Source organism: Variovorax sp. dw_954, from assembly GCF_018449755.1.
Taxonomy (GTDB): Bacteria; Pseudomonadota; Gammaproteobacteria; order Burkholderiales; family Burkholderiaceae_C; genus Variovorax.
The window spans coordinates 19,431-34,093 of record NZ_JAAVVD010000014.1 but is presented as its reverse complement, the minus strand read 5'-3'; the positions used below and the strand labels follow the sequence as shown (position 1 = coordinate 34,093).

General features: G+C 68.1%; 12 protein-coding genes. 2 read left to right on the top strand and 10 right to left on the bottom strand.

Going from position 1 to position 14,663, the window contains the following annotated elements; genetic code table 11:
* Window positions 1-4: 4 nt before the first annotated feature.
* A complete protein-coding gene (locus HB681_RS21160; RefSeq protein ID WP_213956842.1) occupies window positions 5-1,171 on the bottom strand; it encodes an acyl-CoA dehydrogenase family protein in 1,167 nt (388 codons plus the stop codon).
* Window positions 1,172-1,277: 106 nt separating this feature from the next.
* On the opposite strand from HB681_RS21160, the gene HB681_RS21155 reads away from it, so the two are divergent.
* Both HB681_RS21155 and HB681_RS21150 read left to right on the top strand, forming a co-directional pair.
* Window positions 1,278-2,246, top strand: coding sequence for a tripartite tricarboxylate transporter substrate binding protein (locus HB681_RS21155; protein ID WP_213956841.1), 969 nt, complete (start codon window positions 1,278-1,280; stop codon window positions 2,244-2,246).
* 10 nt (window positions 2,247-2,256) lie between these two features.
* Window positions 2,257-3,465, top strand: coding sequence for a CoA transferase (locus tag HB681_RS21150; RefSeq protein ID WP_213956840.1), 1,209 nt, complete (start codon window positions 2,257-2,259; stop codon window positions 3,463-3,465).
* A 15-nt stretch (window positions 3,466-3,480) separates the two neighbouring features.
* Here the strand turns inward: HB681_RS21150 and HB681_RS21145 are convergent, their stop codons facing one another.
* The 9 genes from HB681_RS21145 to HB681_RS21105 are packed head-to-tail and all read right to left on the bottom strand — an operon-like array spanning window position 3,481 to window position 14,605.
* On the bottom strand, window positions 3,481-4,647 hold the full coding sequence (locus HB681_RS21145) for a CoA transferase (RefSeq protein WP_213956839.1): 1,167 nt from the start codon (window positions 4,645-4,647) through the stop codon (window positions 3,481-3,483).
* A gap of 14 nt (window positions 4,648-4,661) precedes the next feature.
* Entirely contained in the window at window positions 4,662-5,777 is a 1,116-nt protein-coding gene (locus HB681_RS21140; RefSeq protein ID WP_213956838.1) for a hypothetical protein, read from the bottom strand.
* The gene (locus HB681_RS21135; protein WP_213956837.1) at window positions 5,774-6,274 is read right to left on the bottom strand and encodes a hypothetical protein; all 501 of its coding nucleotides are present in this window, start codon (window positions 6,272-6,274) and stop codon (window positions 5,774-5,776) included. The genes HB681_RS21140 and HB681_RS21135 overlap by 4 nt, the downstream gene beginning before the upstream one ends.
* Window positions 6,271-7,296, bottom strand: coding sequence for a phosphotransferase family protein (locus HB681_RS21130; RefSeq protein WP_213956836.1), 1,026 nt, complete (start codon window positions 7,294-7,296; stop codon window positions 6,271-6,273). The genes HB681_RS21135 and HB681_RS21130 overlap by 4 nt, the downstream gene beginning before the upstream one ends.
* A 36-nt stretch (window positions 7,297-7,332) precedes the next feature.
* Window positions 7,333-9,012 (bottom strand): MFS transporter, encoded by a 1,680-nt coding sequence (locus HB681_RS21125; RefSeq protein WP_213956835.1) that lies wholly within the window; start codon window positions 9,010-9,012, stop codon window positions 7,333-7,335.
* A 35-nt stretch (window positions 9,013-9,047) separates the two neighbouring features.
* Window positions 9,048-10,982: an AMP-binding protein gene (locus HB681_RS21120; RefSeq protein ID WP_213956834.1), complete on the bottom strand. Its 1,935-nt coding sequence runs from the start codon at window positions 10,980-10,982 to the stop codon at window positions 9,048-9,050.
* 29 nt (window positions 10,983-11,011) lie between these two features.
* Window positions 11,012-11,797, bottom strand: a complete 786-nt coding sequence (locus HB681_RS21115) for an SDR family NAD(P)-dependent oxidoreductase (protein WP_345944716.1) — start codon at window positions 11,795-11,797, stop codon at window positions 11,012-11,014.
* Window positions 11,794-13,026, bottom strand: coding sequence for an acyl-CoA dehydrogenase family protein (locus HB681_RS21110; protein ID WP_213956833.1), 1,233 nt, complete (start codon window positions 13,024-13,026; stop codon window positions 11,794-11,796). The genes HB681_RS21115 and HB681_RS21110 overlap by 4 nt, the downstream gene beginning before the upstream one ends.
* A 13-nt stretch (window positions 13,027-13,039) precedes the next feature.
* Entirely contained in the window at window positions 13,040-14,605 is a 1,566-nt protein-coding gene (locus tag HB681_RS21105) for an acyl-CoA dehydrogenase family protein (protein WP_256735041.1), read from the bottom strand.
* Window positions 14,606-14,663: the final 58 nt, after the last annotated feature.

Below are 14,663 nucleotides of genomic sequence, written 5' to 3'. Positions count from 1 at the left end.
CGCGTCAGTAGGACTTGGGCAGGCCGAGCACCTTCTCCGCGATGAAGCAGAGAATCAGTTGCGGCGAGATCGGCGCGATGCGCGGCAGCATCGCCTCGCGCAGGTAGCGCTCGACGTGGTATTCCTTCGCATAGCCGAAACCGCCGTGCGTGAGCACCGCGGTTTCGCAGGCCCGGAAGCCGGCCTCGGCGCAGAAGAACTTGGCCGCATTGGCCTCCGCGCCGCACGGCTTGCCCTGGTCGTAGAGCCAGCCGGCGCGTTGGTAGAGCAGCGTGCCCGCCTCGAGGTCGACCCAGCGCTCCGCGAGTGGATGCTGGATGCCCTGGTTCTTGCCGATCGGCCGGTCGAAGACGATGCGCTCGCCGGCATACCTGGCCGCGCGCCGCAGTGCTGCGCGGCCGAGCCCGGTGGCCTCGGCGGCCAGCAGCACGCGCTCGGGGTTCAGGCCATGCAGGATGTACTCGAAGCCGCGGCCTTCCTCGCCGATGCGGTCCTCCACCGGGATCTCCAGGCCATCGATGAACAACTGGTTGGAGTCGACCGCCTTGCGGCCCATCTTCTCGATCTCGCGCACTTCGATCTTGCTGCGGTCGAGGTCGGTGTAGAAAAGGCTTAGCCCCTGCGCCGGCGACTTGACCTGGTCGATCGGCGTGGTGCGCGCCAGCAGCATGATCTTGTGCGCGACCTGCGCGGTCGAGATCCAGACCTTCTGGCCGTTGACGACATAGCGGTCGCCCTGGCGCACCGCCATGGTCTTCAGCTTGAGCGTGTTGAGGCCGGTGTTGGGCTCGGTCACGCCGAAGCAGGCCTTGTTCCGGCCGTCGATGATCGGCGGCAGCCAGCGCTGCTTCTGCGCATCGCTGGCGTGCACGACCACCGGGTGCAGGCCGAACACGTTCATGTGGATGCTGGACGCGCCCGCCATGCCGGCGCCGGTGGCCGACACCGTCTCCATCATGAGCGCCGCCTCGCTGATGCCCAGGCCCGCGCCGCCGTACTCGGTCGGCATCGCGATGCCGAGCCAGCCGGCCGCGGCCATCGCGGTGTAGAAATCCTCCGGAAAGCCGCCTTCCCGGTCCTTGCGCAGCCAGTACTCGTCGTCGAAGGGCGAGCAGACCTCTTCCACCGCCGAGCGGATCGCGAGCTGGTCGTCAGTGAAGGCAAAGTCCATGGAATTTCCTCGTTTGTCGAAATCTGCTGTATCGTATGCCAGCTTACGATATGCATTAATACAGATCGGGTCAAGGCGGGTTTGCCACGACCTCAAGGAGACAACCATGCGCAGATCGATCTTGAGACGGGCTGCGGCCCTGCTGCTGCTCGCCGCATGCCATGGCGCCATGGCGCAGGCCTGGCCGTCCAGGCCGATCCACCTGGTCACCGCCTTCGGTGCCGGCAGCGCGAGCGACATCGTCGCGCGCATGATCGCGGAGGACCTTCGCGCCGCCTTCGGCCAGCCCGTGCTGGTCGACAACAAGCCGGGCGCGTCGGGCATCATCGCCGCCGAAGCGGTCGCCAAATCTCCACCCGACGGCTACACGCTGTTCCTGACGACGAACACCGTGCATTCGGGCAATCCGCACCTGTTCAAGAAGTTGCCGTACGACCCGATCAAGGACTTCACCGCCATCGCGCGCGTCTGCTACTTCCCCTTCGTGCTCGAAGTCAATGGCGCCTTGCCCGTGAAGTCGGTGGCCGAGCTCGCGAGCTATGCCAGGGCCAATCCCGGCAAGGTGAGCTACGGCTATGGCAACAGCACCGGCCAGGTCGCCAGCGCCGCCTTCAATTCGTTGATGAAGCTGGACGCCGCCGCCGTGCCCTACAAGAGCTCGCCGCAGGTGCTGACCGACCTGATCGGCGGCCAGATCAGCTTCACCTTCGGCGACCTCGCATCGAGCCAGGCACAGCTGAAGGCCGGTCGCATCCGCGCGCTGGCGGTGTCGACCGAGCAACGCAGCGCACTGGCACCGGAACTCCCCACGGTCGCGGCTGCGGCAGGCCTGAAGGGCTTCGACCTGGCCGCGTGGGTCGGCGTGCTGGCGCCGGCGGGCCTGAGCGAGGACATCCGCGCCAGGCTCAGCGCGCAGATCGGCGCCATGCTGGCGCGCAAGGATGTCGTCGACAAGTTCACCGCGATGGGCGCGGAGGTCGCGCCGGCCGATGGCGCGGCCTTCGATGCCTACATGAAGCAGCAACTGGCAGTGTGGGGCCGCAAGGTCCAGGACGCGGGCATCCAGCCCGAATAGGAGCGCGACGATGAGTGCAACCCCGGTCGCGGGCCTCAAGGTGCTCGACCTGTCGAAGGTGCTGGCCGGACCGCTCTGCGCGCAGTACCTGGGCGACATGGGCGCCGATGTCATCAAGGTGGAAACGCACGAGGGCGACGAGACGCGCGGCTGGCCCCCGTTCCGCAGCGCGGCCGATGGCTCCGACCCCACGGGCACCGTGTTCCTCAGCGCCAATCGCAACAAGCGCAGCATCGCCGTCGACCTGCGCCATCCCGACGGACTGGCCGTGGTGCACCGCCTCGCGGACGACGCCGACGTGGTCATCAGCAGTTTCGGGCCCGGCGTGGCGGAGCGCCTGGGCGTCGGCGCGGAAGCGCTGCGCCAGCGCAACCCGCGCCTGGTCTACTGCAACATCTCGGGCTTCGGCTCGGTCGGGCCGCTGCGCAACGACAAGGGCTACGACGTGATCCTGCAGGCCTTCTGCGGCATGCTGGCGATCACCGGCGAGCGCGACGGGCCGCCGGTGCGCAGCCCGTTCTCGCCGGTCGACCAGGCCACCGGCCTGCATGCGCTGATCGGCGTGCTGGCCGCCTTGTTCGAGCGCTCGCGCACCGGCAAGGGCGCGCTGGTCGAGGCCTCGCTGTTCGACACGGCCACCGGCTTCCTGGGCTATTTCCTGCAGGCGTTCTGGGAGCGTGGCACCGAGCCCGAGAGGCCCGGCTCGGGGCACGAATCGCTGTGCCCCTACGAGGCTTTCGAGACCGCCGACCGACCGCTGATCCTCGGCGTAGCCAACGATTCGCTTTGGCGCTCTTTCTGCGCGCTCGTGGGCCTGGAGGCCATCGTCGACGATCCGCGCTTCAGGACCAACGCCGATCGCGTGGCGCACCGCGAAGAGACCGTCGCGATGGTGCGCCGGGTGATGGCCACGCGCACGCGGGACGAGTGGACGAAGCTGCTGGGCGGCGCCGGCATCCCCTGCTCGCCGCTGCATTCGCTGGGCGAACTGTCGGCGCACGCGCATACGGCCGCGAGCGAGATGGTCTTGCACTACGAGCATCCTCATCTGGGTGCGCTCAGGACGGTGGCACAGCCGGTGCGCTTCGATGGCCAGCGCCCCGTGTTGCGCTCGCCGCCTCCGACGCATGGGCAGCATGGGCTGGAGGTGCTGCGGGACGCGGGCTATGAGGCGGCCGAGATCGCGTCTCTGACGACTTCGGGCGCCGTCAAGCTGTAACGCAAGCACATGGCGTCAATCCTGCCGTGCAGCCCCCTGCGCGACCAACTTCTGCGCCTGCGCCACCGGCAAGCCCCACTCCCCCAGCACTTCCAGGGTATGTTGCCCCGGGCGCGGTGCAGGTCGGCGCAAGTTGACCGGCGTGTGCTCGAAACGCGGGGCGGGTGCAGGGTGCAGGACGCCGTCGAACTGAATGAAGCTGCTGCGATCGCGCAGCTGCGGATGCTGCGGCGCCTCTTGCAGGTTCAACACCGGCGTGAAGCAGGCGTCGTGGCCCTGCATGGCCTGCACCCATTCATCGCGCGTGCGTCGTGCAAACACCTCGGAGAACAGCACGCGCATCCGCGGCCAGGCAGCCTGGTCGTTCTGGGGCGGCAGATCGCCTGCGTTCAATCCCATGCCAGCCAGCAGTTGCGCGTAGAAGCGCGCCTCGATCGCGCCCACCGCCACGAACTTGTCGTCCTGGGTCAGGTAGGTGCCGTAGAAATGCGCGCCGCCATCGGTGAGATTGCTCTCGCGCGCGTCCTTCCACATGCCGCCCTGCATGAAGCCATACATCAGAGACAGCATGTTGGAGACGCCATCGATCATGGCCGCGTCCACGACCTGCCCCTGCCCCGAGCGCTGCGCGTCCACGTAGGCAGCCAGCACGCCTACTGCGAGGTACATGGCGCCGCCGCCAAGGTCGCCTACCAGGTTGAGCGGGACCGCGGGGCGGCCATCGCCAGGCCCCATCGCATGAAGCGCGCCGGTCAGCGCGATGTAGTTGATGTCGTGCCCGGCGTATTGCGCCAGGGGGCCGGTCTGGCCCCAGCCGGTCATGCGCCCGAACACCATGCGCGGATTGCGCGCGCGGCAGTCCAGCGGCCCGATGCCCAGCTTCTCGGCCACCCCAGGGCGGAAGCCCTCGATCAGCACATCAGCCTTGGCCGCCAGATCGAGTGCCGCGGCCAGGCCCTCGGGATGCTTGAGGTCCAGCGCCACGGATCGCTTGTTGCGGTTGTAGAAGTCGAAGCGCGCGGGCGTGTCCACGCCCACGTCGTCGAGGACGAGGCGATCGACGCGTACCACGTCGGCGCCCAGGTCGGACAACAAGGCGCCGCAATACGGCGCGGGGCCGAGCGCGCCCAGTTCGATGACACGTACGCCGCGCAGCGGCCCGGTGGCGTGAGGGGTCGTCACGGTTCTGGTGTCCTTCAGATGGCGGGGAAATGCTGGATGTCCTGGTACAGCGGATAGCCCTTGCCCACGCCGTACTCGAGGATTCCCCAACCGGTCTTGCCGTCCATGCGCGCCTGCACGACGTGATCGCCGAGCGTGCGGGCGACGCGGCGCACCTCGGGGTCGTCATGACGCCATGTGTCGTGCTCGACGTGCAGCGGCCCGCGGTCGTCGCCATGCGACCACCCCGCCATGCCGCCGTACAGCCCCCCCTTGAGGAAGTAGCGCGCCGGCATGGCAGTGATCTCCATCGTGCGCACACCGCCATCCTGGAGCGTGAACTCGAAGGTGCCGCTCCTGATCGTCTGCCCCAGCGGATCGTCGGCCCAAGTGATGCGTTGGGCAAACCCGGTCATTCGCGCTCGCCGCAGCGGCGCCTCGCCGAGGCGGCCGACAAGCTCGCCGGAGAGATAGAACATCCTGCCCGGCGCGCGCTCCTGGGCGTACAGGTGCACGCCGATTTCCTCGAACTGGATCTGGCCCCAGACATAGAAGAACGGCGGGTACGCCAGCGTGGGCGGTCGCGTCTCGTCGGTGTGCATGCCGGCGCGTATGCCCCAGGAGTGATCGCGCTGGGCCCACCACCGGTCGGGCGTCAGGTCGACGCGGCGGCCCTGGAATTCCAGCCAGCCCGCGTAGCGTCCGAACTGGCCCATTCGCACCATGTCCTCCACGACGCGCCCGTCGCGGCGGCGAAAGTGCGGCTCTTCCTCGTGCACCTGGGTCGTGGCCTCGAAGCGTATGTCGAACGCCAGGCCGGATGCGTTTTGCGCCAGCACCAGGCGGTGACGGCGCAGGGCTTCGAGAACTTCCACCCTCATGGGCCCTACTTCGGTCGCCAGGGGGCTGCCGCGCAGCCGGCGCGAGGCACGGAAATTGGTCTGCACGCCTTCGCAGCTGACACCGGCAAAGCAGTCCATCACGTTGCGATTCGGGTAGTAGCCCATGCCCAGGTCGAGCACGATGTCCCCCTCGGGCACACGGTGTCCGCTGTACCAGTAGCGCTCCACCCAGGCCGGATCACTGCTGGCCACGTGGTCGAAGGTGGTGGGCAGCTGGTGGCCCATGAGGTCGTCCTGAGCGCTGATCATGGGGTTCCCTTCGCCGCAGCGGTCGCAGTCGCCCGGCCCGTCGACATCTCCGAGTACGGCAAGGCGACGCGTTGGTTCAGTTCGTGCTTGAGATCGGCCTCGATGAAGCCTTGCCACGCGGCGCGAATGCCCTGCGCGACATCGATCGGCAACTCTGCCGAATGGCGTTCGGCCCAGTCGTAGGCGGCGCACAGGGTGGCCCGCGCGGCCTCGCATCGCTGGTGCAGCGACGCGCCATTCGCCGGCGGGGCATCGAGGGCCGGGGCCCCGTCCACGCCACGCAGGAGCGGGCCCAGGCGCTCGACAGCGAGCTGCAGCGCATTCCATTGCGGCCACAGGTAAGCGTCGGACCAGTCGGTGCGCAGCTTCAGGCATTGCAGCAGGTAGATCACGCCGTAGGCCTGCCCGCGGGCAAAGTCATCCTCGATATGCGGCAGGATGCGTTCGGACATCGTCGCGGCCATGCCTTCGTACAGGCGTCCAAGGGAGTTGTTCATGCGGTCGCCTCGATGTTCTTCTGCATCTGGCGAAGCGTCTGCGCAGCCTGCGTCGCCATGGCACCCATGCGTACGTCGCTGGCGCCGGGACGCTCGAAGGTATGGGCCGAGGCCAGGTACACCTGCGCCAGCTTCAGCAGCGACATGACCGTGTAGTACCGCAATGCGGCGAGGTCCACGCAGTGGCCGCTCAGCCGCTCGTACAGCGCCAGAAATGATTTCAGGTCCATGAGCCGGCACACCAGCCCCGTGCCGCCACCGAACTGCGGCAGAGTGGCCCACGCCAGGTCCTCATGCGGATCGCCGAGATGCGCAGACTCCCAGTCCAGCACCGCGGTGATGCGGCCGCCATCGAACAGGAAGTTGCCGATGCGGTAGTCGGCATGCACGATCGCCAGGCGCTGCGCGCGCGGAGCAGTGCGGCGCAACCAGTGCATGGCCCACAGCATCGCCGGCTGCGGGCGCGTGGCCCATCGCTCGTAGTCCTGCTCGCAAACCTCGACCTGCCGCAGCGCCGTGTTCTCCGGTGTCAGGCCACGCCCCCACTCGCCGAGTTCCGGCGCCGACTGCCAGCCGAAGCCATGCAGGTCGGCGAGAGCGCCGACGAACTGCGCAGCCATCGTCTCCCGGTGGCCGGGCACAGGGTCGTCCGGCGCGCCCACCGAGGGCAAGGGCGCGCGACCGCCGACTCGCTCGCAGAAGAAGAACGGCGCGCCCAGGATGCGTCGGTCGTCGCTGTGCCAGTAGACACGCGGCGTCGGCACGCTGCTGCGTGCAAGCGCGGTGAGCAGCTGATGTTGCGGGACCGCGCTGTACGGCGAATACAGCGCATCGTCCGGCCCCATGCGCAGGATCATGCTGGCAGCGGGCAGTGCCGCAACCGGGTCAGCCTCCACCTCCACCGCGTAGGTGGCCCAGGAGAAGCCCACGGGGAAGCGCTTGAGTCCGCTCGCGCGCACCGGCGCACGCACCTGTGCGCTCAGGTAGGCCTCTATGCGTTTGCACAATGCGTCGTCCTTCATGCCACTCATTCGCGAAGATCGGCCGGTGGCGATGCGTCAGTGCCAGTTGCGGAAATCGGTGTTCTTCGTCTCGGGCACGAAGAACAGCGTCACCACCGCACCCAGGATCGCCCAGGCGACGGGGTACCACAGCCCGAAGTAGATGTTGCCGCTCGCCGCGACCAGCGCGAACACCGCCGGGATCAGGAAGCCCGCGACCCAGCCGTTGGCCAGGTGATAGGGCACCGACATCGCGGTGTAGCGAATGCGCGCGGGGAACAGTTCCACCATGACCGCGCTCACCGGCGCATAGGACATCGCCGCCAGCGCCGCCATGTAGAGCATCAGCAGCCAGGTCATCGCCAGGTTGGTTTGCGCCGGGTCGGCCTTCTCGGGATAGCCCGCGCCACGCACCGCGCCGATCAGGCGCTTGTTGAACTCGTCGGTCCGGGCCTTGAGCTGGGCCGGGGCGAGCTCGAAACCGGAGAACCCGTCGACACGCACCTCGTTCACCTTGACATAGGCCTCGGTGCCGGCCGGAGCGTCGACGTTGGTGTAGTTGACGCCCGCGCGAGCGAGTGCTCCGTGCGCGATGTCGCACGACGACAGGTACTTCGCGGTGCCGGTCGGATTGAACATGAACGAGCACTGCGCCGGGTCGGCCACGACCGTCACCGGCGCGCTCGCCAGCGCCTGCTCGTACGCCGGATTGGCGAAATGCGTCAGCGCCTTCACGACCGGGAAGTAGCTCACGGCGCCGATCAGGCAACTCACGATGATGACCGGCTTGCGCCCGAAGCGGTCGGCCAGCCAGCCCGAGAACGGGAACAGCGGCAGCGAGACCAGGATCGCCAGGCCGGCGAGGACGTTGGTCGTGAGCGGCGCGACCTTCAGCGTCTGCGACAGGAACAGCAGCGGATAGATGAGCCCCATCGTCGAGAGGACGGCCGAGCCGGCGATCACGCCGAACATCCCGGCAAGCGCCAGCCTGATGTTGCGCAGGTTGCCAAACGATTCGATCAGCGGCGATTTGCTCGTCTTGCCCTGCCGCTTGAGTTCGAGGAACACCGGCGACTCGGAAAGGCTGAGCCGGATCCACACCGACACGACCAGAAGCGCCAGCGAGAAGATGAACGGCAGCCGCCAGCCCCAGTCGCCGAACGCGGCCTCGCCCATGATCGACCGCACCCCGATGACCGCGATCAGCGAGAGCACGAAGCCGATGGCCGCGGTGCAGTTGATCCACGACGTGAAGTAGGCACGCCGGCCTTCCGGGGCGTGTTCCGCCACGTAGGTGGCCGCGCCGCCGAACTCGCCGCCGAGCGAGAGCCCCTGAACCATTCGCAGCGTCAGCAGCGCGATCGGTGCCGCAAGCCCCCAGGTGTTGTAGTCGGGCAGGATGCCGACGAGGAAGGTCGCGGCGCCCATGAGCGAGACCGAGATCAGGAAGGTGAACTTCCGCCCGACGATGTCGCCCAGCCGACCGAGCACGATCGCGCCCAGGGGCCGCAGCGCGTACGCGGCGGAGTAGGCCAGCAGCGCGAAGATGAATGCCAGGTCCGACGGCAGCGCCGCGAAGAACTTGGCCGCGATGATCGGCGACAGCGACGCGAACAGCAGGAAGTCGTACCACTCGAACGCGGTGCCGAGCGATGCCGCGAAGACGACCTTGCGTTGCTCCGGCGTCATCGAGACGCCGCGGTAGGCCACCGGCTGGGAAATGGTTGTGTTGGACATGTTGACTCTTCTCTTGGGGTGTGTTGGTTCGACGCTCAACGATCGACCAGGTCGAACTGCGTCTTGAACTCGAAAGACAGGAAGGCCGCGCGCAGACTCGCCGCAAGCTCGTCGTGCTGCGCTCGGGGCGCGTGCATCCGCAGCACCGCTGTGGGTCGGCCCGCTGTCGCGTCGACATCGATGCCGAGGACCGAATCGGGCCCTGCCACTTCGGCCGCCACCGCCGTCGCGACCTTCTTCAGTGCGTCGACGCGCAGGGCGGGCTTGGCGATCTTGCCGACGGCCGTCATCGGCATCGTGCGCAGCAGCGTCAGCCCGACCGGGACCGCCGCCTTTTCGGCAATGCGTTCGGCGCAGAACGCGAGCAGTTCGGCCTCGCTGGCGACGGCGCCGGCCTTGAGCTGGATGTATGCGACCGGCATCTCGCCGCGGCGCGCATCGGGCTGTCCGATCGCGGCGGAGACCTGTACCGCGGGATGCTGTTGCAATGCCTCCTCGATCACACGTGGATCGATCTTGTTTCCGCCGCGCACGATCAGGTCCTTGTCGCGGCCGTAGACCCACACGTGCCCCACGTCGTCGACGGCGCCGATGTCTCCGGTATTGGCCCACGCTTCGCCATCGGGGCCATCGACCACGAACAGGTCGTCGTTCTGGCGCGCGTCGACGTAGCCGTCGCCGACGCAGATGCCGCGCACGATCAGGATGCCGCGCTCGCCGGGCGCGGCGTCTCGCACGAAGCGCCGTCCCTCGAGCACGGCGGCGCGCACCTCGTGGAACGCGAATGCGCGGCCCACTGAACCGATCGCCGGCATGTTTCCGTCGTTCGGATGGCCGGTGGTGACGCCGTGGAACTCGGTCATTCCCCACACCTCGCGCAGATACAGCCCGAAGCGCTTGTGGAACGCATGCAGCAACTCCACCGGGATGGTGCTGCCGCCGCAGCCGAAGTTCCTGATGCGATGCTGCACCACCATCGCGGCCGGTGCCGCCTGCAGCGCCGCGGCAGTCGTCGGCGTCGCGATCACGTTGGTGACGCCATGCACTTCGGCGATGCGCCAGAAATCGCGCAGCACTGCGGGGTTGCGGAAACCGTCGGCCGTCAATATCACCAGGGTCTGGCCGAACAGCATCGCGCGCAGCGCGATCGCAACGAGCCCACCGACGTGGAAGGTCGGCATGCCCAGCGCGACCACCTCGTCGGGCGCGGAACCGTTGAGCGCCCCCATCAGCCAGGCGTCGATGAGCTGTCGCTCCTGCGTCTGGCGCACGAGCTTGGGCGCACCCGTGGTGCCGCCGGTGGGCATGTAGACCGCGTCGTCCGCACCATCGCGCCGCGGCACCGAGGCGAAGCGCGACACGTCGACGCGCTCGAGCGCACGCTCAAAGCTCTGCTCGTCGCTCGCCTGCCCGCCGACGACATAGACGCGCTTCAGGGTCGGCACTGCGGCGGCGATCTCCTGCAGCTTGTCCCAGGCTCCGGGGCCGAACTCGGACGAGCCGGCCACCAGCACGTGGGTCCCGATCCGGTTCAGGATCGTGATGATCGAGGCGAGGTCGAGGAACGGGTTGATCGGGTTGGCGATGCCCACGGTCTCCGCGCCCCAGATCGCCATCAGGCCCTCGGGCAACAGCGGACAGATCACCGAGACCACCGGCGTCTCGGCGCCGGCAGCTTCCACGAAAAGGCAGGCCGCCTGCTCGATGCCACGCAGGAACTGCGCATAGGTCAAGGTCCGCGGCGTGGACAAGGGATCGGCCGTGGCCGGTTGCACGACCGCGGTCTTGTCCGGGTCCTCGCGCATCGCAGCGGCGATGCAGCCGTGCACCGTGTGCGCCGGCAGCAGATCCAGCGGCCGGTGCTTCTCCACCTCTGCGCGGTCGGCATCCGTGCGCACGAAGGCACGCGCCAGCCCGTGGCCCGGGGGACCGCCTGCCAGCCAAGTCCTCGAGTTCGCTTGTTCGTTCATCATGTCTCCTTGTGCGGACGCCGTTCGTCCTAGTGCGCCGTGAAGCCGCCGTCAACCGGCAATGCCGCGCCGGTCACGAACGACGCATCGTCCGAGGCCAGCCAGAGTGCGGCGTGCGCCACCTCCATCGGCTGCCCGAGCCGCCGCATCGGCACTGGTGCCAGCGAACGCGCGAGCAGATCGGCCGCGGCGGCAGGGTCTGGCCCGGGGTCGAGGAACTGGCGGTACATCGGCGTGTCGATGGGCCCTGGGCACACCGCGTTGACGCGGATGTTGTCGCGCGCATGGCGCACGGCCAGCGACTTCACGAGCCCGACCACCGCCGACTTCGCCGCGGTATAGACCGGGCTCGTCGCGAGGCCCACCAGCCCGGCCATCGACGCCGTGAACACCACCGAGCCGCCGCCCCGGCGCCGCAGGTGCGGCAGCGCCGCAGCGGTCACGAGCAGCCCGCTGCGAACATTGAGGTCCATGCAGCGCGCGTAGTCGGACAGCGCGAGCCCTTCGATACCACGCATGCTCGGCATCCCGGCGTGGTTCCATACGATGTCCAGCCCACCCAGATGTGCAGCCGCCTCCTCGACGATCCGCTGGCATGCCTCGGCATCGAGCATGTCGGCCACGATGCCATGGGCCTGGCCGCCGGCCTGCAACACCGAGCGCACGACCTCGTCGAGCCGCGCGGCGTCGATGTCGACGGCGACGACGCTCGCGCCTTCGCGCGCGAACAGTTCGCAGCCGGCCTGCCCCATGCCGGATGCGGCGGCGGTGATGAGGGCGAGCTTGCCCGGCAATCGCATTGCGGCGTCGCTCACGTGCGCACCCGCTGCTGCCCGAATTCGCGCACGAGGGTGCGGCCGATCACCATGCGCTGGATCTCCGACGGCCCTTCTGCCGACACCAGCGACAACGCGTCGCGGTACAGCCGCTCGATCTCCCAGGACTTGGAGTAGCCGTTCGAGCCGTGGATGCGGAAGGCATCCTCGGCGATCTTCAGCGAGGCCTCGGAAGCGAACAGCTTGGCCATGCCGGCCTCCAGGTCCGCGCGCTGGCCGAGGTCCTTCACCTGCGCCGCATGGCGCGTCAGCAGGCGCGCCGCCTGGAGCTGGGTCGCCATGTCGGCGAGCTTGAACTGGATCGCCTGGTGTTCGGCGATGGGCTTGCCGAAGGTGCGGCGTTCCGTCGCGTACTTCATGGCCACCTCGTAGCAGCGCACGCCCACGCCGACGCACAGGGCCGACGCGCTGATGCGGCCCGATTCCAGCGATGCCATCATCTGCACGAAGCCGCGACCCAGGCCTGCCTTCTCCTCGCCAAGGATGCGCGAGCCTGGGCACGAATAGCCGTCGAGGACCAGGTCGGTCGTCTCCACACCCCTGTCGCCCATCTTGTCGATGTTTTCGGTGACGGAAACGCCGGCATGCTGACCCTCGCCGACGTCCTCCCAAGGCGTCTTCTCCACCAGGAAGCAGGTCATTCCGGTGTGGGGCGGCACGGCATCGGGGTCGCTGCGCGCCAGCACGAACACCACCCCGGCCCCGAGCCCGTTGGTGATCCAGCGCTTGTGGCCATGCAGATGCCAGTCGCCGTCCGCGGCACGCCGGGCGGAAGTGGTGATGGCCTGCGCATCGGAGCCCGCATGCGGTTCCGACAGCGAGAAGGCGGCACGCAACTGGCCCGCGGCCATGCGCGGCAGGTAGTGCGCTCGCTGCGCCGGGCTGCCCGAGCGCAGCACCAGGTCGCAGCACAGCACATGCGGATTGAGCACGCCCGCCATCGACACCCACCCGCGTGCCACTTCTTCCATGATGGCCACGTGCGTCACCATGTCCAGGCCCAGGCCGCCGTATTCCTTCGGAATGATGGTGCCGAACAGGCCCAGGCGGCGCATGCCGTCGACGATCTCGTGCGGAAAGCGCGCCGACGCATCGCCCAGCCGGGCCACCGGGAGCATCTCGCGCTCGACGAAGTCGCGCACGGCGGCGATCAAGGCCGCATCCGACGCTGCGGCAGGCGCCGGGGTTGGCCGCTGCAATGCTGTCATCTGTGCGGCCCTGTCAATGAACAGCTGCGCGCGCGAGGATCGCGCCGCAGTCGATCTTGTGGCGCAGCGCGCCGTACGTGGTGCCTGAGCCCCCGCCGATGCGGGTGGCACAGAAGGCATCGGCCACGAAGTCGGGCGAATGCTGCAACAGGAGCGCGGCTTGCAGCGCGATGGCGACCTTCTCGGTGAAGTACCTCGCCAACTCCGGCGCCACCTGGCCGTTGCCGGCCATGTCCTGCAGTTCGGCCACCAGCGCATCGAGCAGGCGGTTGCCGCCGCGTGCGAGTGCCAGCTCGGCGAACAGGGCTTCGGACGCATCCGCTTCCTTGCCCAGCGTGCGCAGCACATCCAGTGCCTGCACATTGCCGGGACCTTCCCACAGGCCGTGGACCGGGGCTTCGCGATACAGGCGCGGCATCACGCATTCCTCGATGTAGCCGGGGCCGCCGAAGACTTCCATCGCCTCGTGCAGGAAGGGCACGGAGCGCTTGTTCAACCAATACTTGCCAATCGCGATCGCGGTGCGGGCATAGGCCCGCTCGGCGTCGTTCTCGTCCTTGAGATCGAAGGAGCGACCGATGCGCATGGCGAATGCGGTGGATGCCTCGGACTCCAGTGCAAGGTCGGCCAGCACGCTGCGCATCACCGGCTGGTCGATCAATTGCTTGCCGAAGGCCGCCCGGTGGGTGGCGTAGTGCATCGCCTCGCTGAGTCCCTTGCGCATGAAGCCGGCTGGCGCCAGCACGGTTTCGAACCGTGTGCAATGGATGAAGGCCATCATCACGGGAATGCCCCGGCCCTCCTCGCCGATCAGCCAGCCGCGCGCGTTCTCCAGCTCGATCTCGCACGACACGTTGGACTTGTTGCCGAGCTTGTCCTTCAGTCGCTCCAGTGAAATGGGGTTGCGCGTTCCGTCGGGAAACCACTTCGGCGCAAGGAAGCAACTGGGTCCCTTCTCGGTCTGCGCCACGATGAAGAAGACATCGCCGGCGGCGGCCGAGCAGAACCACTTGTGGCCATTGATCAGGTATTCCTCGCCGGGGCCGCGCCGACCCACCGCCGTGGCAAAGGTCTTGTTGCTGCGAACGTCCGACCCGCCCTGTTTCTCGGTGGAGGAGAAGGCGGCGGTCAGGCCGGTCTTCTCGCCGGGCAGGCGGTTTCGCGGGTCGTACTCGCGCGAGCGCAGGCCGGTTTCCCAGATCGCGGCCAGTTCGGGCTGCTGCCGGATCAGCGGAATGGAGCCATAGCTGATCGCATACGGACACATCACCCCGCCTTCCAGCTGGTTGAACAGAATCGAAGCGGCAGCCTTCGCCACGTGCGCGCCGGGGCGCGGGTTGTTCCAGGCCAGGCCGCCCAGATCATGCTGATAGGCCAGCCGCATCACGTGGTGATAGGAGGGATGGAATTCGATCACGTCCACCCGGCGGCCGTGGCGGTCGAACCGACGCAACTCCGGCGTGTGCTTGTTGGCGAGGAAGGCGTTCTCCACGTGTACGGGATCGTTGACCACGTCACCCAGGGCGGTCAGGCGCTCCGCTGCCCATGCACCGCCTTCGCGCACCAGCGCCTCGCGCAGTGTCGCCGGTGAAGGCGTTCACGCCCTCCAGCGGCGGCGGCTGGTTCTCGACCGTGTG